Below are 20653 nucleotides of genomic sequence, written 5' to 3'. Positions count from 1 at the left end.
CGGAGGGCAGCGCATGCTGAAGCTGGAAAAGCGGCCTTCGCCCTCGGTCTTCTGGGGCCGGGCCACGCCGGTTCTGGCGGTAGCGCTGACCATGGTGGCGGGCAGCCTGATGTTCGCCGCTTTGGGCAAGAACCCGTTCGAGGCGATCCGCACGATCTTCTGGGACCCGCTGTTCGGTGAATTCGCCTGGTATCTGCGCGGGCAGCTTCTGGTGAAGGCCGGGCCGCTGATCCTGATTGCGGTGGGGCTGAGCCTTGGCTTCCGCGCCGGGATCTGGAACATCGGCGCCGAGGGCCAGTATATCATGGGCGCGATCTGCGGCGCGGCCGTGGGCCTTGCGGCCTATCCGACCGAAAGCCGGCTGATCTTCCCGGTGATGGTGCTGGCGGGGGCCTTTGGAGGCTGGGTCTGGGCGATGATCCCGGCCATCCTGAAGACAAGGTTCAATACCAACGAGATCCTTGTCTCGCTGATGCTGGTCTATGTGGCGGAAACCGTGCTGGCCATGGCTTCCACCGGCTTTCTGCGCAACCCCGACGGCGCGGGCTTCCCAGGAAGCCGCAATTTCAGCGGCTATCCGGCGGCGGCCAACCCTGAACTGATCGCGGGCACCGGCCTGCATTGGGGCGGGGTCGCGGCACTGGGAGCTGTGGTTGCGGCCTATGTGCTGTTGCAGCGCCATATCCTTGGCTTCCAGATCAAGCTGGCCGGGCAGGCCCCGCGTGCCGCGCGTTTTGCGGGTGTCAGCCCGAAGCGTCTTGTCGTCATGTGTCTGGGCATAGCCGGGGCGCTGGCCGGTCTGGCGGGGATGTTCGAGGTCACCGGCCCGGCCGGGCAGATCAGCATCGACTTCAATTCGAACTACGGCTTCACCGCGATCATCGTGGCCTTCCTCGGACGGCTGAACCCCGTGGGTATCCTGTTCGCGGGGCTGTTGATGGCGCTGACCTATATCGGCGGCGAGATGGCCTCGACCAACCTTGGCCTGCCGTCGGCAGCCATTCAGGCGTTTCAGGGAATGCTTCTGTTCTTCCTGCTGGCCTGTGACCTCTTGACCAATTTCCGTATCGTTCCCGCCCGCAAGGAGGTGCGCTGATGTTCGGAGGTATTGATCCTGCCCTGCTGATCGCCTCGCTGATGGTGGCTTCGGTGCCGATCCTTCTGGCGGCTACCGGCGAGCTGGTGGTGGAGAAGGCGGGCGTTCTGAACCTCGGGGTCGAGGGGATGATGATCATGGGCGCGGTCTGCGGCTTCATCACCGCCGTCGTCACCGGCAGCCCGGCGCTGGGCTTTCTGGGCGGGGCGGCGGGAGGGGCCGGGCTGAGCCTGCTCTTCGCGCTGCTGACGCAGGTCATGCAGGCCAATCAGGTGGCCTCGGGTCTGGCGCTGACGCTGTTCGGGCTGGGGCTGTCGTCGCTGCTGGGGCAGGGCTATGTGGGGATCAAACCGCCGCATACCGGCGCCGTGCCCTTCGGGCCGCTGGCCGACATCCCGTTCTTCGGCCGGGTGATCTTTGGCCATGACCCGCTGGTCTATCTGTCGGTTCTGGCGGTGGCGGCAGTCTGGATATTCCTGCGCAATGCGCGGGGCGGGCTGATTCTGCGCGCCGTGGGCGAAAGCCACGAAGCGGCACATGCGCTGGGCTACAAGGTGCGGCGCATCCGGGTGCTGGCCATCCTGTTCGGCGGTGCCATGGCGGGTCTGGGCGGCGCTTATATCAGCCTCGTGCGCGTGCCGCAGTGGACCGACGGTATCACCGCGGGCGCGGGCTGGATCGCCCTGGCCATCGTGGTCTTCGCGAGCTGGCGTCCGTGGCGCGTGCTGCTGGGGGCCTGGCTTTTCGGCGGCATCACGGTGCTCCAGCTCAATCTTCAGGCGGCGGGTTCAGGCATTCCGGTCGAATACTTGTCGATGTCGCCTTATCTGATAACCATTCTCGTGCTGGTCATCATGTCCTCGGGCCGGGGCCGGGCGGCGCTGAACGCGCCGGCGAGCCTTGGTCAGAATTTCCACGCCGCGCGTTGAGCCGGCCACGATCAACCCGGGCGCAATGCCCGATGCTACAGGGAGCAACCGAATGAACCGCAGACATCTTCTTGCCACGGCGGCGCTGGGCCTTTCGCTGGCCTTCGGCGGCGCGGCCTCCGCTCAGGACAAGACCAAGGCCTGCTTCGTCTATGTCGGCCCGATCGGCGACGGCGGCTGGACCTATCAGCACCATCAGGGTGCGCTTGCCGTGCAGGAAGCCTATGGTGACAAGGTGGAAATCGCCTGGCAGGAAAACGTGCCCGAAGGCGCGGACGCCGAGCGTGTGCTGACCCAGATGGCGCTGGGTGGCTGCGACATCATCTTCACCACCTCGTTCGGCTATATGGACCCGACCAATGCGGTGGCGAAGAAATTCCCGAACGTGAAGTTCGAACATGCCACCGGCTTCAAGCGGGAATCGCCCAATGTCTCGACCTACAACGCGCGTTTCTATGAAGGCCGGGCGGTGCAGGGCGTCATCGCGGGCCGGATGACCAAAACCAACAAGATCGGCTATATCGGCTCGTTCCCGATCCCCGAAGTGATCATGGGTATCAACAGCTATTACCTGCATGCCAAGAAGGTGAATCCGGATGTCGAACTGACCGTTGTCTGGGCCTTCACCTGGTTCGACCCGGCGAAAGAGGCCGATGCCGCCAAGGCGATGATCGAGCAGGGCGTGGATGTCATTGCCAGCCACACCGATTCCACTGCGCCGCTGGCCGAAGCTGCCAAGGCAGGCGGCAAGGTCATCGGCTTCGGTCAGGCTTCGGACATGACCGAATACAAGCCCAGCCCGCGCGTGTCGTCGATCATCGACAACTGGGCGCCCTATTACGTCAAGCGCGTTGGCGCGCTGATGGATGGCACCTATGAACAGCAGGATGCCTGGGAAGGCATCGCCGGCGGCGAGGTGCAGATTGGCGAGATCACCGATGCGATTCCGGCTGATGTGAAGGCCGAGGCCGAAAAGCTGCGCGACGATATCGCGGCGGGCACCTACCATCCATTCACCGGCCCGATCAACAAGCAGGACGGCTCTGCCTGGCTGGCCGAAGGGCAGACCGCGCCGGATGGCGACTTGCTGGGCATGGGCTTCTATGTCGAGGGCATCAAGGGCGATATTCCGAAGTAATCGCGCCCCTGCGACGAAAAGACCCGGAAAGGCCCGCCGTTCTGGCGGGCCTTTTGTCTGGCGCGCCGAAGTTTTCATTTGTCAAATTCATATATGATTATATGTTGTATGCGCCAGCATGCAAATCGGGAGGAAGTCAGGCATGGCTCATATCGTCGTTCTGGGCGCGGGACTTGGCGGCGCCATCATGGCTTACGAATTGAAAGATCAGATCCGGCCGGAAGATACCGTGACCGTGATCACCAAAGAGCCGACCTATCACTTCGTGCCCTCGAACCCCTGGATCGCGGTGGGCTGGCGCGAACGGGATGACATCACGGTCGATCTCGCCCCGACCATGGCGAAGAAGGGGATTGCCTTCAAACCCGTCGCCGCCGAGAAGGTGCATCCGCAGGAAAACCGCGTCGACCTGATCGACGGCACCTCGGTCAGCTATGACTATCTGGTCATCGCCACCGGCCCCGAGCTTGCCTTTGACGAGATCGAGGGATTTGGCCCCGAGGGGCATACGCAGTCGGTCTGCCACGTCGATCACGCGCTGAAGGCGCGCGAACGGTTCGAGGAATTCTGCAAAAACCCCGCCCCGATCATCGTCGGCGCCGCGCAGGGGGCAAGTTGCTTCGGTCCGGCCTATGAGTTTCTGTTCATCCTTGAAACCGAACTGCGCCGCCGCAAGATCCGCGATCAGGTGCCGATGACCTTCATCACCCCGGAACCCTATGTCGGGCATCTGGGGCTGGACGGGGTGGGCGACACCAAGGGTTTGCTGGAATCCGAGATGCGCGGCAAGCACGTCAAATGGATGACCTCCTCGCGGGTGAAGAAGGTCGAGGACGGCAAGATGATCGTCGAGGAAATCGCCGACGATGGCAGCGTGAAGGCCGAGAAGGACATGCCCTTCGGCTTTGCCATGATGCTGCCCGCCTTCCGCGGCATCCCGGCGGTTTCGGGGATCGAGGGGCTGAGCAACCCGCGTGGCTTCACCATCGTCGACAAGTATCAGCGCAACCCGAAATTCCCCAATGTCTTTGCCGTCGGTGTTTGCGTCGCCATCCCGCCGATGGGGCCGACGCCGGTGCCCTGTGGCGTGCCCAAGACCGGATTCATGATCGAAAGTATGGTGACGGCGACGGCGCATAACATCGGCAATCTGGTGCGCGGGAAAGAGCCGGATCAGGTTGGCACCTGGAATGCCGTATGTCTGGCCGATTTCGGTGACAGTGGCATTGCCTTTGTTGCGCAGCCGCAGATCCCGCCGCGCAACGTCAATTGGTCCTCCAGTGGCAAATGGGTGCATCTGGCCAAGATCGGTTTCGAGAAATACTTCATCCGCAAGCTGCGCAAGGGCACGTCAGAGCCCTATTACGAAAAAGCCGCGATGAAGATGTTGGGTATCGACAAGCTGAAGGCGCCACAGAAAGGCTGACCGAAAGGGGGGCTTCAAGCCCCCTTTTCTTTACCGGACGGGCGGTTACTCTGCGCCCCCATGACATATGATTTCCTGATCATCGGGGCCGGGATCGCCGGTCTTTCCGTAGCCGCCGAGCTGGCGGCGCTTGGCTCGGTTCTGGTGCTGGAACGCGAGGCGCATCCTGCGCATCACGCCTCTGGCCGCTCCGCAGCACTTTATGAACCGCGCTATGGCCTGCCGCCGGTGGTGGAGCTGTCGCTGGCGTCGGAAGCGGCATTCCGTGCGCTGCCGGGCATCCTGTCGGAACGCGGGCTGATGATTCTGGCAAAGGCGGATCAGCGCGCCACTTTCGACCGTGATCTGGCGGGCTTTCAGCTTGAGGAAATCGGGGTCGAGGCGGCGTGCGGTATCGTGCCGATCCTCAACCCCGCGACCGTGGCCTTCGCGGCCACCGCGAGCCATGCCTGGGACATCGATACCGATCTGCTGATCCAGGGCCATATCCGCCGCCTGAAGGCGGGAGGCGGCGAGTTGCGCACCTCCAGCCCGGTCAGCGCCCTCCGTCGCGCGGGCGGGTTGTGGCATGTGACCACCGCGATGGGCGAGATTGCCGCGCGCGTCTTGATCAATGCCGCAGGCGCCTGGGTCGGGCAGGTGGCGGGAATGGCGGGTTTGCGTGATCCGGGCTTCACGCCTCTGCGCCGGTCGATGGCGCGGATCGCGGCACCCGGCGCGCGTGACATCTCGCGCTGGCCGATGCTGTTTGGCTGCGGTGAAAGCTGGTATGCCAAGCCTGATGCCGGGGCGCTGATCGTCTCACCGGCCGAGGAAGACCCGCTGGCACCGCAGGATGCCTGGGCTGATGACATGGTTCTGGCCGAAGGACTGGCCCGGTATGAGGAGATGGTGACCGAGCCCGTGACCCGGCCACTGGCCAACTGGGCGGGCCTGCGCACCTTCTCGCCCGACCGGGTGCCGGTCATTGGGCCGGACCCGGCGGAGCCCGCCTTTTTCTGGCTGGCGGGGCAGGGTGGCTACGGTTTCCAGACCTCGCCCGCCGCCGCGCGGCTGGTGGCGGCGCTGCTGGGTGGCACCGCGCCGGATGTCGGGGCCGATCTGGCCGCGCGCCTTTCGCCCACACGCTTCGCATGAGCCTGCGCCTGCCCGACAGCGGCGCGGATACCGATGCCGAGGGGCGCCGCCACGCGCCTTCCGCCGTGCGCAACGCGGGGCCGATCCTTGCGCTGCTGCAACAGATGCTGCCGCCCGAAGGCCGGATGCTGGAGCTTGCCTCCGGCACCGGCCAGCACGCCCGTGCCTTCAGCGACGGTCTTCCCGGCTGGCACTGGCAGCCCAGCGATCTGAACCCGGAGAACCTGACCTCGATCCGCGCCTGGTCGGCCGGGCAGGACCGCATCGCGCCGCCCCTTGTGTTGGATGCCGGACGGCCCGGCTGGCACCGGGACATGGGCCGCTTCGATGCGGCGCTGGTTGTGAACCTGTTGCACCTGATCTCCGATACACAGGCCGCAGCGGTGCTGGCGGGCCTTGCTGCGGTGGCGCCGCGTCTGGTGATCTACGGCCCCTTCCTGCGCGAAGGCCAGACCACCAGCCCCGGCGACGCAGCCTTCCATGCTTCGCTGCGCACGCAGGATCCGGCCATCGGATACAAGGATCTCGGCTGGGTGGCAGATCAGTTGCGCAGCCACGGCCATGATCTGCAATGGCATGAAATGCCCGCGAACAATCTGGCACTTGTCACATTCATGATTTGATATGTGTCAAGGCGCGGCCCCGGCCCGCATGGCATGGCCCTGACAGCAAGTCAGGAGCACGACATGAGTTACAAGGCAAAGATCGACAGCATGCGCGGCGAATTGCGCGTGATGAACAAGGCCATCCCCGAAACCATGCAGGGCTTCGCTCAACTTTCCAGGGCGGCCAAGGAAAACGGCCCGCTGGGGGTGAAGGAAAAGGAATATGTCGCCATCGGCATCGCCATCTCGCAGCGCTGTGAGCCCTGCATCAGTTTCCATGTCGAGGCGCTGATGAAGGCGGGTGGCACGCGCGAAGAACTGAGCGATGTAATGGCCATGTCGATCCAGATGGGCGGCGGCCCTGCGGTGATGTATGCCGCGCATGCGCTGGCCTGCTGGGACGAGTTGGCGAACCTCGGCTGACCCTCCGGCGCCGCAGAAAAGCCGCGTGGACAATACGGCCCTCATCGGCAACGATGCAGGCCAGTCGTTTCCACAGAGGTTATAATGCTGCGGCGCCCGCTTGTCCTGTTTGCCTGCCTTTCCCTGCTTGCCGCCTGCGGTGGCGCCCCTTCACCCCAGGGCCGGACCGTGGCCCCGGTCCCTGCCGGTGCGGTGACCGCGCCGAATTTTGGCGATTCGCAGCCCCACCCCGAACTGGCCTCGGCCATCCGTCGCCACAGCGTGCACGGAATCGACGCCGCGCGCTTCCAGACCAGCATCGACTGGCAGACGGCGCGCGCCAACGGGGTGAACTTTGCCTTCATCAAGGCCACCGAAGGCGGCGATCGGGTGGACGAGATGTTCGACAGTCACTGGCGCGGGGCGGCCCGCGCAGGGGTGCGGCGGGGTGCCTATCACTTTTTCTATCATTGCCGCGTCCCGGAAGAGCAGGCACGCTGGTTCTTCCGCCATGTGCCGCGCCGCTCGGGCGATTTGCCGCCGGTGATCGACATGGAATGGACGCCGACAAGTCCGACCTGCACGATCCGCCGTCCGGCCACCGAAATCCGCGCCGATGCAGATGTGCTGATCCGCATGTTCACGCAGCATTACGGCACGGCACCGATCCTCTACACCACCGTCGATTTCTACGAGGACAACCAGCTTTGGAAGCTCAGGGGCGTGGATTTCTGGCTGCGTTCGGTCGCGGCCCATCCTTCCGACCGCTATCCGGGGCAGCACTGGGCCTTCTGGCAATATACCTCGACGGGTCAGGTGCCAGGCATCGCCGGTGCTGTGGATATCAACGTCTTTGCCGGGGGCGAGGCCGCCTGGGCCGACTGGCTCGCCAAACGCGCGCAACCCTGACGAGGCGCCCGGTCTGTCTGTCGTGCCGTGAGTATTTGGGCAAGAAGCAAAGCCATCTTGCTCCTTGCAAAAATACTCATGCGCGGCCGGGGATCTCGCCCGCCGCCGGGCAGGGGCGCGATGAAAAAGGCCGCCCGTGTTGCAGGCGGCCTTCTGGTCTGGGGGAGGGCGGATCAGCCGTTGACGCGGATGCGCTCGTTCTTCGGGTCGAAGGGGCTGTCTTCGACGACCACCGCGTCCCATTCCTTCAGCAGCATCTTCACCTTCAGCTTCGTACCGACTTCGGCCAGTTCGGGGCTGACATAGCCCATGCCGATCTGCTTGCCGAAGGCTACCGAATAGCCGCCCGAGGTCAGACGGCCCACTTTCATGCCGTCTTTCAGGATCGCTTCCTTACCCCACGGGTCGGTATCATCCGGCCCATCGATCAGCAGGGTGACGCATTTCGAACGGATGCCGGTGTCGAGCATCGCCTGCTTGCCACGGAAGTCTTTCGACAGATCGACAAAACGGTCCAGTGCGGCTTCCAGCGGGGTTGCGTCGCGGCCCAGTTCGTTGCCGAAGGCGCGATAGGATTTCTCCTGACGCAGCCAGTTCTGCGCGCGGGCCCCGACACCTTTCAGGCCGTGCTTTTCACCCACCGACCACAGCAGATCCCAGAGGTAGCGGCCGAACTCGATCGGGTAGTGCAGTTCCCAACCCAGTTCGCCGGTATAGGCCACGCGGATCGCGCGGATCGGGCACATACCCAGCTCGATGTCGCGATAGGACAGCCAGGGGAAGCGCTTGTTCGACAGCGCGGTGTCCGGGTCGGCATCCTTGATGAGGTCTTTCATGAGGGCGCGGGCATTCGGACCGGCCAGCGCATAGACGCCCCATTGGGTCGTCACGTCGTGGATGTCGATATAGCCGCCGCCATTCCCCATGAAATCTTCGGCAGATTTCAGCAGGAAGTCGCTGTCATACGAAGTCCATGCCCCGGCGGAGATGATGTAGTATTCATTCTCCTTCAGCCGGACGATGGTGTATTCGGTGCGGGTAGTGCCCGCATCGGTCAGCGCATAGGTCAGGTTGATACGGCCCACGGCGGGCAACTTGTTGCAGGTGAAGTGGTCGAGGAAGGCCGTTGCGCCGGGTCCACGCACCAGATGTTTGGTGAAGGCGGTGGCGTCGATGATGCCGACGGTATTGCGCACGGCCTCGGCCTCGGCCTTGGCATAGGGCCACCAGGCGCCGCGGCGGAACGAGCGGCTGTCATGGTCGAACGAGGCGGGTGCATCTTTCGGGCCATAGTAGTTCGGACGATCCCAGCCGTTTACTTGGCCGAATTGCGCGCCCATCTCTTTCTGACGGTCATAAGCCGGGGCGGTGCGCAGCGGGCGGCAGGCCTCGCGCTCTTCATCCGGGTGGTGCAGGATGAAGACGTGCTCATAGCATTCCTCATTCTTGCGCGCGGCGTACTCGGTGGTCATCCACTGGCCATAGCGGCGCGGATCGAGCGAGGCCATGTCGATCTCTGCTTCACCCTGGGTCATCATCTGCGCGAGGTAATAGCCGGTGCCGCCTGCGGCGGTGATGCCGAAGCTGAAGCCTTCCGCGATCCACATATTGCGCAGGCCGGGAACCGGGCCGACCAGCGGGTTGCCATCGGGGGTGTAGCAGATCGGGCCGTTGAAATCGTCTTTCAGGCCGACGGTCTCCGACGAGGGCAGGCGGTGGATCATCGACATGTATTCCGTCTCGATCCGTTCCAGATCGAGCGGGAACAGATCGGCGCGGAAGGATTCCGGCACGTCATAGAGGAAGCGGGCGGGCGCACCGGCCTCATAGGGGCCGAGGATCCAGCCGCCGCGCTCTTCGCGGACATACCATTTGGCGTCGGCGTCGCGCAGCACCGGGTGTTCCGGGTTGTTCTTGCGGTATTCCTGCAGCATCGGATCGGGCTCGGTCACGATGAACTGGTGTTCCACCGGGATGGCCGGGATCTTCACGCCCAGAAGGCGCGCGGTGCGCTGTGCGTGGTTGCCGGTGGCGGTGACCACATGTTCGGCCACGATCTCGAACTTTTCTTCGCCCGGGATCAGCATACCGCCTTTTTCGATCATGCGGGTGCAGGAGACGACCCATTCCGAGCCGGTCCAGCGGTAGCCATCCACCTGCACCTTGCGCTCGATGGTGGCGCCATGCTGGCGCGCACCCTTGGCCATGGCCTGCGTCACATCGGCCGGGTTGATATAGCCGTCCTGCGGGTGATAGAGCGCGCCGATCAGGTCTTCGGTGTTCAGCAGCGGCCAGCGGTCTTTCATTTCCTTGGGCGACAGGAATTCATGGTAGACCCCGGCGGTTTCGGCCACCGAGGAATAGAGCATGTATTCATCCATGCGCTCCTGGCGCTGCGCCATGCGCAGGTTGCCGACGACCGCAAAGCCCGCATTCAGGCCGGTTTCAGCCTCCAGCGACTTGTAGAAATCCACCGAATATTTGTGGATGTGGGTAGTGGCGAAGCTCATGTTGAACAGGGGCAGCAGGCCCGCCGCGTGCCAGGTGGAGCCCGAGGTCAGCTCGTCCCGTTCCACCAGCATGGTATCCCAGCCCGCTTTGGCCAGATGATAGGCGATCCCGTTACCGACGGCGCCGCCGCCGACGACCAAGGCTTTGACATGGGTTTTCATGGGCGACTCCGTGCGCGCTGAAGAATTTTCCCATGAATGCCAGAGCGCGGGCGAAACGGACAAGTCGGCCCGACCTGTTGCGGCGAAAAACGACATCCAAAGCCCTGCTTGACGGAATCGTGCCGCCGGGGCAGGAGAGGGCATGACATTCGCCCCTGCGCCCCGATCAGTCTGGATGCGACTCGCCGGTCTCGTGCTGGCGATGCCCTTCCTGCTGCTGTCGCTGGTGGCGCAGGGCTATATGCCCGCACGGGGGGATGATGGCGTGCTGCGCATTGTCATCTGTTCCGGGCAGGGGCCGGTGTCGATGCTGTTTGACCCCGAAACGGGCGAACTGAAACCCGCGCCCGAAGTCGTTGATGGCCGTTGTTCCTGGGCGCAGGCCGCCGTCGCGGTGCCGGTGCCGGAGGCGCCGGTGGTGCGGTTGCCGCTTCGGCTTGCCGCGGCCTTCCATCCGGTCGCGCCGGATGATCTGTGGCGCCCCGCTTTCGATCCGCTGGGCATCTGGGCAAGGGGGCCACCCCGCACCGTCTGATCTGCATTCCTCAAACGCAATCGGACGGAGTATTCCATGTCGACCCAAACGCCCGGCCCTCAGGCCGGAAGCGGCAATGGCCGCATCAATCCCCTGTATTTTGCCGTATGGCGCTGGCATTTCTATGCCGGGCTGTATGTCATTCCTTTCCTGTGCATGTTGGCGGTGACCGGCCTTGTCATGCTGTGGATCAGCTATGGCGCAGGCATCGGCGCCGAACGGATGACGGTTCCGGTCGGCACGGTGCCGCTGGCGCCTTCGGTGCTGCAAGAGGCGGCCGAGGCGGCGGTGCCCGGCGGCAAGGCCGTGCAATATGTGGCGCCGCTGGCCGCCGACAAGGTCGCGGTTTTTGCCGTAGCGACCGGGTCGGGCAAGACCGGCGTTGCGCTGGACCCCTACACTGGCGCGGCGGTTCACAGCTTCCCGTGGCGGGCTGGCTGGTATGACTTTGCCAATGACATCCACGGCTCGCTTCTCCTGGGCACGCTGGGCGACCGGCTGATCGAGGCCGCAGCTTCGCTGGGTCTGCTGCTGGTGGCATCGGGGCTTTATCTGCACTGGCCGCGTGGTGGCACGGGCTGGCGGGCGGCGCTGGTGCCCTCGGTCAACCGCACGGGGCGGGCGTTGTGGAAATCGCTGCATGGCGTGGTCGGGATCTGGGTGTCGGTCCTGCTGGTGCTGTTCCTGATTTCCGGCCTGAGCTGGGCCGGGATCTGGGGCGAGAAATTCGTTCAGGCCTGGAGCACGTTCCCGGCCGAGAAATGGGACAATGTTCCGTTGTCGGACGCGACCCATGCCAGCATGAACCACGGCGCCGCGAAAGAAGTGCCCTGGGGGCTGGAGCAAACCCCGATGCCCGCCTCTGGTTCGCTGGCCGGGCAGGCGGCGATTGCCGGGCCGGTGACGCTGGACAGTGTGGCGGCCTTCGCGCAGGGGCTGGGCTTTGACCGCCGGTTCCAGATCAACCTGCCGGGTGGCGACAGCGGGGTCTGGACCATCAGCCATGACAGCATGTCGAACGACGGGCCTGACCCGGCGGCGGATCGCACGCTGCATATCGACCGCTACACCGGCAATGTGCTGGCCGACGTGCGCTATGCGGATTACTCGGCCTATGCCAAGGCGATGGCCTGGGGCATTGCCTTCCACGAGGGCGATCTGGGGCTGTGGAATCTGGTGCTGAACACCGCATTCTGCCTGTCGGTGGTGTTTCTTGCGGTCTCTGGTCTGGTGCTGTGGTGGAAGCGCCGCCCGGCGGGCGCCCCGCGTCTGGCCGCGCCGCCACGGCCCGAGGTCGTGCCGCTGGCGCGTGGCGTGGTGCTGATTGCGCTGTTGCTGTCGATGGCCTTCCCGATGCTGGGGCTGACCCTGTTGGCGGTGCTGGCCTTTGATCTGCTGGTGCTGACCGGCCTGCCGCCGCTGCGGCGCGCGCTGTCCTGACGCGGCCGCCCAAACGTGCAGCCGGGCTGCGGGTTCCCGTGGCCCGGCTGAACTTATCGTGACAGCCCCGCCCGGAACGGACGGGGAAGGGGCGGGTTGTCTGTTCATACCGCGTCGGGAAGGTGCAGGGCGATCCAGAAAGCCCGGTTTCCCCGCCGCTCAACCTGAACGGAGGCTGACATGAAAACCCTTCTCAACTCGACGATCCTCGCCCTCGGCCTGACCGCCGGTATGGCGGGCGGGGTTCTTGCAGACACTGCCACCACGACCCCCGATCCGGCTGCGCCGCAGACCGCTGCTCCGGCCAACACCATGGCGACCGACGCGACGGCGTCGCCCTATCTGACCACGATCGACCAGGGTGTGCGGGCCTCCGATTTCATCGGCAAGCGTGTCTGGCTGACCGAAGCCGATACGAGCGCGCTGAACCCCGATGGCTATGCCGAGGCTTCGGCTGACTGGCAGGATGCGGGCGAGATCAGTGATGTGATCCTCAGCCGCAGCGGTGATACCGAGGCCGTGCTGGTTGACTTCGGCGGCTTCCTCGGGATCGGCGAAAAGACCGTGGCCATCGACATGGCACGTCTGACCATGGTGCCGGATGCTGACAGCCCGCAGGACTATTTCATCGTGTTCAACGGCACGAAAACTGATCTGGAAGCGGCGCCCGCCTTTGACACCGCCATGATCTTCAGCACCGAAGCCCCGGCCGGGGATCGTGCGGACGTCACGGCTGATCCGGTGGCAACCCCGGTGGCCCCGATGGCGACCGATACCACCACGGCTCCGGCGGCCAATGATCCGGCTGCGACCACGGCGGCCCCTGCCGAAACCATGGCGGAAGCCCCGGCCACCGGCGCGGCTGATGGTGCGGTAATGGGCGAGCCCGTCGATTTCACCGGCGTGACGGAGGCTGACCTGGTCGGCAAGCGCGTCTACGGCCCGGGTGAGGAAGACGTGGGTGAGGTCAGCGCCGTGACGCTCGACGGCAATGGCGCGATCCAGTCGGTCGTGGTCGATGTCGGCGGCTTCCTCGGCATCGGTGAGAAATCGGTGAGCCTGACCGCCGACATGCTGCGCATCGCGCCCGATGCCGACGGGGATGGCACTGTGCTGCACGTCAGCGCCACCGAAGAGCAACTGAAAGCCATGCCCGAGGCTGCGGGCTAACCCTCCATACCAACAGCCTGCTCCCCCGATGCCCGGCCGAAAGGCCGGGCATCATTGCTTGCGCATCTGCCCCAGACTGGCTGCCAGAACGAAGATGCAGGCTGCTACCGTGACGATGGACGGACCTGCGGGGGTGTCGAGGCTCAGGGACAGCCGCAGACCGCCCACGACCGCCGCCGCCCCGATCAGAGCCGCCAGTGCGGCCATAGCCTCGGGGCTGCGGACGAGGCCGCGCGCGGCGGCCGCCGGAATGACCAGCATTGCCGCGATCAGCAGCGCCCCCACCACCTTCAGCGCCACGGCCACAGTGACCGCCAGCGCCAGCACCAGCACCAGCCGCTCGCGGTCGGGGTTGAGGCCCGAGGCGGCGGCCAGATCCTCGCTCAGTGTCGCGGTCAGCATCGCGTTCCAGCGCCAGTAAAGCAGCGCCAGCACCAGTGCGGCCCCGCCCCAGATGAAGCCCAGATCGGCACGCGACACGGCTAGGATGTCGCCGAACAGATAGGCAGACAGATCGGTCCGCGCCTCGGGGACGAAGCTGACGGCGACAAGGCCGAAGGCCAGCGCCGAATGCGCCAGCACGCCCAGCGTGGTATCCAGCGCCCAGCCGCGCGCGGCCAGTCCCGCCACCGTTACCGCCATGGCCAAGGCAACCGCCAGTGTGCCAAGACCGACCGGAAGATCACTGGCCAGCGCCAGCGCCACCCCAAGGATCGAGGCGTGGGCGGTGGCATCGCCGAAATAGGCCATCCGCCGCCAGACCACGAAAGATCCCAGCGGGCCGGTCGCCAGCGCCAGACCAAGGCCCGCCAGCGCGGCGCGGATCAGGAAATCGTCAAGCATGATCGTGCTCCGCATGGGAAGGCCCGTGCCCATGGTCATGTCCGTGGCTGTGCTCATGGTCATGACCATGCGTGTGGTCGTGGTCATGGACGTGCTGGTAAAGCGCCAGCGCGCCTTGTGTGCCCAGTCCGAACAGGGCGCGATATTCCGGGGCGTTCGACACCACGCGCGGCGTGCCCTCGCAGCAGACATGGCCGTTCAGGCAGATCACCCTGTCCGAGGCGCTCATCACCACATGCAGGTCATGGCTGACCATCAGAACGGCGGCGCCGGTGTCGCGCCGAACCTCGTCGATCAGCCGGTAGAAGGCGGCTTCACCGGGCTGGTCCAGACCCTGCGTGGGTTCGTCCAGCATCAGAAGTTCGGGCCGCGTCAGCAGGGCGCGGGCCAGCAGCACCCGCTGGAACTGCCCGCCGGACAGACCCGTCATCGGCCGGTCCGCCACCTCCGGTACGCCGACACGGGCCAGCATCGCCTCGGTCTCCGCCTTGCCATGGCGCTGTGGCAGCGACAGGAACCGCCGCGCGGTCAGGGGCAGTGTCCGGTCGATGTGCAGCTTCTGCGGCACATAGCCGACAGCCAGCCCCGGCTTGCGGGTAATGCCGCCATGCTCGGGCCGCAGGATGCCCAGCAGCGCCCGCAACAGCGTGGACTTGCCCGATCCGTTCGGGCCGAGAATCGTCACGATCTCGCCCGGGTCGACTTTCAGCGAGACATCGTGCAGCACCTCCTGCGCGCCCAGCCGGACGCAGAGGCCGCGCGCCTCGATCAGCGGCTGGGTCATGATGCCTCCCGGCAGGCAGGGCAGAGGCCAAGCGCCTCGACACTGGCGCGTTCTACGGTGAAACCCAGATCCGCCGCCGCGCTTTCCAGCGCCGCCCGCACCGGGGCGGCAGGGGCTTCAGCCACCGTGTTGCAGCCCCGGCAGATCAGAAAGGCCGGGGCATGTGCCTCGCCCGGATGCATGCAGGCGGTGAAGGCGTTCAGCCGCTGGATGCGATGAGCAAGGCCTTGTTCCACAAGGAAATCCAGCGCCCGATAGGCAACGGGCGGCTGGTTGCCGAATCCTTCTGCGGCCAGCCGTTGCAGCACGTCATAGGCCCCCATGGCCCGATGCTGTTCCAGCAGGATCTCCAGCACGCGGCGGCGCACCGGGGTGAGGCGGGCACCGCTGGCGGCCAGCATGGCCTCGGCCTGGGACATCACGGCATCGCTGCACAGGTGATGATCGTGATCGTGAAAGGGCTGCGGGTCCATGCGGCGCCTCTTGACGTGTTATGATATTACATACATAGATCGCCCGTCCGCCAAAGCGAAGAGGTTTCCGATGCGTTATATCATATCCGCCGCCCTTGCCAGCACTGCCCTGTGTGCCCCGGCCCTGGCCGAGGTGCCGCGTGTGGTAACCGACATGACGCCGACCTATGGTCTTGTTGCCACCGTGATGGGCGATCTGGGCCAGCCGGAGCGCCTGCTGGATCAGGGGGCGAATGCCCATGACTTCCAGTTGCGCCCGAGCCAGGCTGCGGCCCTGTCGGATGCCGGCCTGGTGGTCTGGATGGGGCCGCAGATGTCGCCCTGGCTCGACCGGGCGCTGGACGGCGTGGCAAACGGGCAGCAACTGCGCCTGCTGGAAGTCGCGGGCACCCATCTTCAACCCTTCGGGGAGGGTCACGAGGATCACGACCACGATCACGGCGCCGGGGCAGGGCACGAAAGCCATGATCCTGCGGCGGAAACCGGGCACGATGATGCTGACCACGATCATGCAGGGGAAGCCGGGCACGACGACCACGACGACCACGACGCGCATGGTCACGACCACAGCGGCACCGATCCACATGCCTGGCTTGATCCGGCGAATGGCGCGATCTGGCTGGAGGCGATCGCCGCGCAGCTTGCCGCACTGGACCCCGAAAATGCCGCGACCTATGCCGCTAATGCCGCGAAGGGCAAAGAGGCGATTGCCGCTGCCGACGCCCGGATCGCTGCGCAGCTTGCCCCGGTTCAGGACAAGCCCATCGTGGTTTTCCACGATGCCTATGGATATTTCGCGGGCCATTACGGGCTGACCATCGCAGGCAGCGTTTCGGCAGGTGATGCCGCAGCCCCCGGTGCGGCGCATCTGGCGGAGTTGCGGGCGCGGGTGGGCGCGGGTGTGGCCTGCCTGTTCCCCGAGGCCGGACACGCCCCGAAGACCATCGAACAGATTGCCGAGGCGGCGGGCGCCCGGCAGGGCGGGGCGCTGGACCCTGCCGGTGTGACACTGCCCGCAAGCGCGGATGGCTATACCGCCGTGCTGGAAGGGCTCGCCTCGACGCTGGCCGACTGCCTCACCGCGCCGTGAGCAGCCCTTGACCTTCCCTCCGGCTCGTGAATTTCTAGCGAAATTCTGGCCGGGGGAGGCAAGCATGATCCGCGAGTTCGGGCAGACGGCAGCGGGAGAGGCGGTGCAGGCGGTGACGCTGCGCGCGGGCAAGCTGGGCGCCACGATCCTCACCTACGGCGCCATCCTTCAGGATTTGCGGCTGTCCGGTCTGGGCTACAGCCTGACCCGCGGCTCTGAGGATCTGGCGGAATATGAAGGCGCGCTGAGTTACCACGGTGCGGTGATCGGCCCTGTGGCGAACCGCATTGCCGGGGCGCGGGCCGATATTGGCGGTCTGCCCTGTCAGTTTGAGGCGAATGAGGGCGCGAACTGCCTGCATTCCGGTGGCGCGGGGCTGCATCGCAAGGTCTGGCGGATCGAGACTTCGGGCGAGGATCATCTGACGCTTGTCTGCGATCTGGCGGCGGGGGAGGGCGGCTTTCCGGGCAACCGGCAGGTGCGCGCCGAATGGCGGGTCAGTGCGCCCGCGACGCTGCATCTGCGGCTGACCCTGACCACGGACGCCGATACCCCTGCGGCGCTGACCAATCACAGTTACTGGAACCTTGATGGCAGTGCCGACTGGTCCGGCCATCAACTGCGCATTGTCGCCGACCGCGTGACAGAGACGGACGCAGCGCTGCTGCCCACAGGGCGGCTGACGCCGGTGGCGGGCGGCGATCTGGATTTTCGGGCGGGGCGCCGCATCTGGCCGGGTGAGCCGGCGCTGGATACCAATTTCTGTCTGTCAAACGGCCCCCAGCCGCTGCGCGATGTGCTGTGGCTGACCGGCAAGACCGGGGTCGAGATGGTGGTGGCCACGACCGAGCCGGGGGTGCAGGTCTATGACAACCGTATCGTCTCGCGCCGGGGTGCGGCGCCTTACGAGGCGCTGGCGATCGAGCCGCAATTCTGGCCCGATGCGCTGCACCAGCCCGGTTTCCCCTCGGTCCTGCTGCGCGCGGGTGAGACGCGCGAACAGCGGATACGCTGGCGTTTCGGCACCTGAGGCTCAGGCCGCGCGGCCATAGAAGCCGCGCTGTTCCTCGGCGGTGAAGCGCACGCCGGGCGTTTCAAAATAGGAAAACACCGCAATCACACGGGGCGTCGTGCCCTCGACCGGCGTCACCCGATGCGCGGTATGCTTGCCGCGAAACACGTTCAGCGTGCCGGGCGACAGGGTGATGGCGCGCAGGTCCGGGTCTTCGCCGCGCAAAAGCCGCGCCACGCCCGCATAATTCGGGTCCGAGTCGCCGCGCAGATCACGGCGGTATTCGAACAGCCCCCCGGCGTCGGGCGCCTGCAACAGCAGCGTGGTGGTGAATTCGGACCGATCAAAATGCCAGTTCAGCCCGTCGCCCGTCGCATAGGACATGGCGTTCAGCGCGGCCAGCGGATCGGCCATCGGATGCAGCGCGGGCTTGTCCATCGTGGCGGCAAGGAAGCGGGCGAATTCGGGCCAGTGATACAGCCGGTTCAGCGCGCCGCCGATCTGATCGGCGCAAAGCGTGCGGTTGCGGGATTCGACCTCTGCCAGTGCCGGATGATCAGCGGGCAGGCCCTGAATGTCCTTGCGGAAATAGATGTTATGGCGGCGCGCATGCACATGCGCCTCGGTGGCGAACTTAGGGGCCAGGGCCGCAGTCACCTCGACGCTGGCTTCGGCGCACAGAAAGCCGGGCAGGTTGAACATGCCGGTGGCCGCCAGTTCGGCCTGCGCGGCATCGACAAGCGCCTGCCATTCGGGACTGTCCGGCCGATCCAGCGGGTAGCGGTCAAGGTCGATGATGTCGCGCATGGGAACCTCCTGCTGTGCGGGTTCTGTCCAGACTGCGCCGGATTGCGAAAGTTGCAATCGGGGGAAATCTGGGGAACCATAAGGAAAACCGGAGGGAAGATGGTGCCACCCCTGAATGCCCTGCGTGCCTTCGAGGTTGCTGCGCGCTGCGGCAGTTTCACCCGTGCGGGCGAGGAACTGGGCGTGTCCTCTGCCGCGATCAGTCTTCAGGTCCGCCAGCTGGAGGATCACCTTGGCAAGCGTCTTTTCCTGCGGCAGGGCAACCGGCTGAGCCTGACCGCCGCCGGTCTGGCCTTGCAGCCGCGTCTTGGCGCCGCTTTTGCCGAGATTGCCGCCGTGACCGGCGAGCTGCGTGACGGTCCGCCGCGGCGGCGCTTCGTGCTGTCGGTGTTGCCCTCGCTGGCCGAATGCTGGCTGCCCGGGGCGCTGGAGGGTGCTCCGCTGGCCGATCTGGCGATCTGGGTGGAGGATGACCCGGTGGATTTCACCCAAGGTGCGCATCTGCGACTGACTTATGGCGGGCAGGCCTATCCCGCCCATGCCATCCACACGCTGTTTCAGGATGAAATCGTCGCGGTATCCGCCGATGGCGCGGCGGATCGGCCCATTCATATCGACTGGGGCGCCGCCTATCCCAATGAACCGGACTGGGCGACATGGGCCGCGGCGGCGGGGGTACCCGCGCCCGACCGGGGGCAGGGGCTGGTGGTGCCCTCCACCGTCATGGCGCTGTCGCTGGCGCGGGCCGGGCTTGGGGCGGCACTGGCGCCGCGCCGGTTGGTGGCGGCGGATCTGGCGGCGGGGCGGCTACGGCTTTGCCCCGGCCCGGCGCTGCCGATGCGGCAGGCCTATGTTGCCATTCATCCGGTGGCGATGACCGGGCGCCGCCCGCTGGCGGCGCTGCTCGCGCATTTCGCTCAGCTGTCGGTGCCCGAGGCGGCGGCGCCTTCGAACCAGCGCACGATGGCCTGACGCTCCTGCGGCTCGATGTAGCTGAGGTTCGCGGGCGGCATCGCATGGGTCACCCCGGCCTGCACATAGATGCGCCGCGCCTCATGCGCGATCTGCTCCGGCGTTTCCAGTTTCACGCCCTTGGGTGCCCAGTGCAGCCCTTCCCACGCCGGTTCCTCGGCATGGCACATCGAACAGCGCCCCATGACGATGGAGGTCACATCCTCGAACCCCGGCGCGCTGGCATAGACCAGCGCCTGCCCCTTGAGCGCGGCCTGCTCCTCCACCGGCTCGTGCCGGATCGAGGACAGCCAGGCGATCAGCAGCATCAGGATCGCGGTCGCGGCCCAGGTCCAGTAGGGCGCCCCCTTGCGGGCGTGCTGGGTGTTGAACCAGTGCCGGATCGTCACACCCATCAGGAACACAAGGCTGGCAATCGCCCAGTTGTAGGGCGTGGCGAAGGCCAGCGGATAGTGGTTCGACAGCATCAGGAACAGCACGGGGAGCGTCAGGTAATTGTTATGCGTGCTGCGCTGCTTGGCGATCTTGCCGTATTTCGGGTCCGGCTTGCGTCCGGCTTGCAGATCCGCCACCACGATGCGCTGGTTTGGCATGATGATGAAGAACACATTGGCCGACATGATCGTCGCGGTGAAGGCGCCCAGGTGCAGCAGCGCCGCGCGGCCGGAAAAGACATGGGTGTAGAACAGGCTCATCCCCACCAGAACCCCGAACAGCGCCACCATCAACACCGTCTGGTTGGCATTGACGAAGACCTTGCACAGCGTGTTGTAGGCGATCCAGCCGAAGGCGAGCGAGGCCATGGAAATCGCGATGGCCTGCCAAGTTTGCAGTTCCATCACATTGGGGTCGACCAGATAGAACTCGGCCCCAAGGTAATAAACCAGCACGAGCATGGTGAAGCCGGAAAGCCAGGTCATGTAGCTTTCCCATTTGAACCAGATCAGGTCCGAGGGCATGGCGGCAGGCGCCACGAGGTATTTCTGGATATGGTAAAAGCCGCCACCGTGGACCTGCCATTCCTCGCCATCCGCGCCCGAGGCAAGGTTGCGGTCGCGGTGCAGGCCCAGGTCCAGCGCGATGAAATAGAAGCTCGACCCGATCCAGGCGATGGCCGTGATCACATGTGTCCAGCGGACGGCAAATTCCACCCATTCCCAGATGACGGCGAAGTCATACATCGGCAGCCCCCTTGCGATTTTCAAAAAGGTAT

Annotated in this window: 20 protein-coding genes; 14 read left to right on the top strand and 6 right to left on the bottom strand. The window is 65.5% G+C overall.

What is annotated here, in order from left to right:
• The first annotated feature begins 13 nt into the window (after window positions 1–13).
• The 8 genes from IE126_RS11755 (at window position 14) to IE126_RS11720 (ending at window position 7642) form a co-directional block, all read left to right on the top strand.
• Entirely contained in the window at window positions 14–1096 is a 1083-nt protein-coding gene (locus IE126_RS11755; protein ID WP_189381083.1) for an ABC transporter permease, read from the top strand.
• Entirely contained in the window at window positions 1096–2025 is a 930-nt protein-coding gene (locus IE126_RS11750; protein WP_054303987.1) for an ABC transporter permease, read from the top strand. The genes IE126_RS11755 and IE126_RS11750 overlap by 1 nt, the downstream gene beginning before the upstream one ends.
• Window positions 2026–2077: 52 nt before the next feature.
• Window positions 2078–3163, top strand: a complete 1086-nt coding sequence (locus tag IE126_RS11745; RefSeq protein WP_054303988.1) for a BMP family ABC transporter substrate-binding protein — start codon at window positions 2078–2080, stop codon at window positions 3161–3163.
• Window positions 3164–3305: 142 nt separating this feature from the next.
• Window positions 3306–4589: an NAD(P)/FAD-dependent oxidoreductase gene (locus IE126_RS11740; RefSeq protein ID WP_054303989.1), complete on the top strand. Its 1284-nt coding sequence runs from the start codon at window positions 3306–3308 to the stop codon at window positions 4587–4589.
• A 60-nt stretch (window positions 4590–4649) separates the two neighbouring features.
• Window positions 4650–5726, top strand: a complete 1077-nt coding sequence (locus IE126_RS11735) for an NAD(P)/FAD-dependent oxidoreductase (RefSeq protein WP_189381082.1) — start codon at window positions 4650–4652, stop codon at window positions 5724–5726.
• Window positions 5723–6349: a DUF938 domain-containing protein gene (locus IE126_RS11730; RefSeq protein ID WP_189381081.1), complete on the top strand. Its 627-nt coding sequence runs from the start codon at window positions 5723–5725 to the stop codon at window positions 6347–6349. Before IE126_RS11735 ends, IE126_RS11730 begins: the two co-directional genes overlap by 4 nt.
• 63 nt (window positions 6350–6412) lie before the next feature.
• Complete coding sequence (locus IE126_RS11725) at window positions 6413–6754, top strand: carboxymuconolactone decarboxylase family protein (RefSeq protein ID WP_054303992.1); 342 nt, start codon at window positions 6413–6415, stop codon at window positions 6752–6754.
• 87 nt (window positions 6755–6841) lie between these two features.
• The gene (locus IE126_RS11720) at window positions 6842–7642 is read left to right on the top strand and encodes a GH25 family lysozyme (RefSeq protein ID WP_369814614.1); all 801 of its coding nucleotides are present in this window, start codon (window positions 6842–6844) and stop codon (window positions 7640–7642) included.
• Window positions 7643–7815: 173 nt separating this feature from the next.
• Here the strand turns inward: IE126_RS11720 and IE126_RS11715 are convergent, their stop codons facing one another.
• Window positions 7816–10314 (bottom strand): GcvT family protein, encoded by a 2499-nt coding sequence (locus tag IE126_RS11715; RefSeq protein ID WP_189381080.1) that lies wholly within the window; start codon window positions 10312–10314, stop codon window positions 7816–7818.
• A 142-nt stretch (window positions 10315–10456) separates the two neighbouring features.
• Between IE126_RS11715 and IE126_RS11710 the strand changes: the two genes are divergently transcribed.
• From IE126_RS11710 to IE126_RS11700, 3 genes are all read left to right on the top strand, one after another.
• Complete coding sequence (locus tag IE126_RS11710) at window positions 10457–10849, top strand: hypothetical protein (RefSeq protein ID WP_054303995.1); 393 nt, start codon at window positions 10457–10459, stop codon at window positions 10847–10849.
• Between the two features lie 36 nt (window positions 10850–10885).
• Complete coding sequence (locus tag IE126_RS11705; RefSeq protein WP_189381079.1) at window positions 10886–12289, top strand: PepSY-associated TM helix domain-containing protein; 1404 nt, start codon at window positions 10886–10888, stop codon at window positions 12287–12289.
• Window positions 12290–12469: 180 nt separating this feature from the next.
• Window positions 12470–13459 carry a PRC-barrel domain-containing protein gene (locus tag IE126_RS11700; RefSeq protein ID WP_108130217.1) on the top strand — a complete coding sequence of 330 codons (990 nt, stop codon included), beginning with the start codon at window positions 12470–12472 and terminating at the stop codon, window positions 13457–13459.
• A gap of 51 nt (window positions 13460–13510) precedes the next feature.
• On the opposite strand, the gene IE126_RS11695 is transcribed toward IE126_RS11700, so the two are convergent.
• The 3 genes from IE126_RS11695 to IE126_RS11685 are packed head-to-tail and all read right to left on the bottom strand — an operon-like array spanning window position 13511 to window position 15559.
• Window positions 13511–14302, bottom strand: coding sequence for a metal ABC transporter permease (locus IE126_RS11695; protein ID WP_054303998.1), 792 nt, complete (start codon window positions 14300–14302; stop codon window positions 13511–13513).
• A complete protein-coding gene (locus tag IE126_RS11690) occupies window positions 14295–15086 on the bottom strand; it encodes a metal ABC transporter ATP-binding protein (RefSeq protein ID WP_189381078.1) in 792 nt (263 codons plus the stop codon). Before IE126_RS11690 ends, IE126_RS11695 begins: the two co-directional genes overlap by 8 nt.
• Entirely contained in the window at window positions 15083–15559 is a 477-nt protein-coding gene (locus IE126_RS11685; protein WP_189381077.1) for a Fur family transcriptional regulator, read from the bottom strand. Before IE126_RS11685 ends, IE126_RS11690 begins: the two co-directional genes overlap by 4 nt.
• A gap of 70 nt (window positions 15560–15629) precedes the next feature.
• On the opposite strand from IE126_RS11685, the gene IE126_RS11680 reads away from it, so the two are divergent.
• Together IE126_RS11680 and IE126_RS11675 are read left to right on the top strand one after the other, a co-directional pair.
• Complete coding sequence (locus IE126_RS11680) at window positions 15630–16649, top strand: zinc ABC transporter substrate-binding protein (protein ID WP_108130214.1); 1020 nt, start codon at window positions 15630–15632, stop codon at window positions 16647–16649.
• 64 nt (window positions 16650–16713) lie between these two features.
• Complete coding sequence (locus IE126_RS11675) at window positions 16714–17679, top strand: aldose epimerase family protein (protein WP_229825427.1); 966 nt, start codon at window positions 16714–16716, stop codon at window positions 17677–17679.
• A gap of 3 nt (window positions 17680–17682) precedes the next feature.
• Here IE126_RS11675 and IE126_RS11670 read toward each other — a convergent pair whose 3' ends face one another.
• Window positions 17683–18468 (bottom strand): HalD/BesD family halogenase, encoded by a 786-nt coding sequence (locus tag IE126_RS11670; RefSeq protein WP_189381076.1) that lies wholly within the window; start codon window positions 18466–18468, stop codon window positions 17683–17685.
• 99 nt (window positions 18469–18567) lie between these two features.
• On the opposite strand from IE126_RS11670, the gene IE126_RS11665 reads away from it, so the two are divergent.
• Window positions 18568–19440: a LysR family transcriptional regulator gene (locus tag IE126_RS11665; protein WP_189381075.1), complete on the top strand. Its 873-nt coding sequence runs from the start codon at window positions 18568–18570 to the stop codon at window positions 19438–19440.
• On the opposite strand, the gene IE126_RS11660 is transcribed toward IE126_RS11665, so the two are convergent.
• The gene (locus tag IE126_RS11660; RefSeq protein ID WP_108130211.1) at window positions 19386–20621 is read right to left on the bottom strand and encodes a urate hydroxylase PuuD; all 1236 of its coding nucleotides are present in this window, start codon (window positions 20619–20621) and stop codon (window positions 19386–19388) included. The two genes, IE126_RS11665 and IE126_RS11660, sit on opposite strands and share 55 nt — an antisense overlap.
• Window positions 20622–20653: the final 32 nt, after the last annotated feature.

Source organism: Gemmobacter nanjingensis (genome assembly GCF_014652195.1).
Classification (GTDB): Bacteria; Pseudomonadota; Alphaproteobacteria; order Rhodobacterales; family Rhodobacteraceae; genus Gemmobacter; species Gemmobacter caeni.
This window is presented reverse-complemented; position numbering and strand designations above follow the sequence as displayed.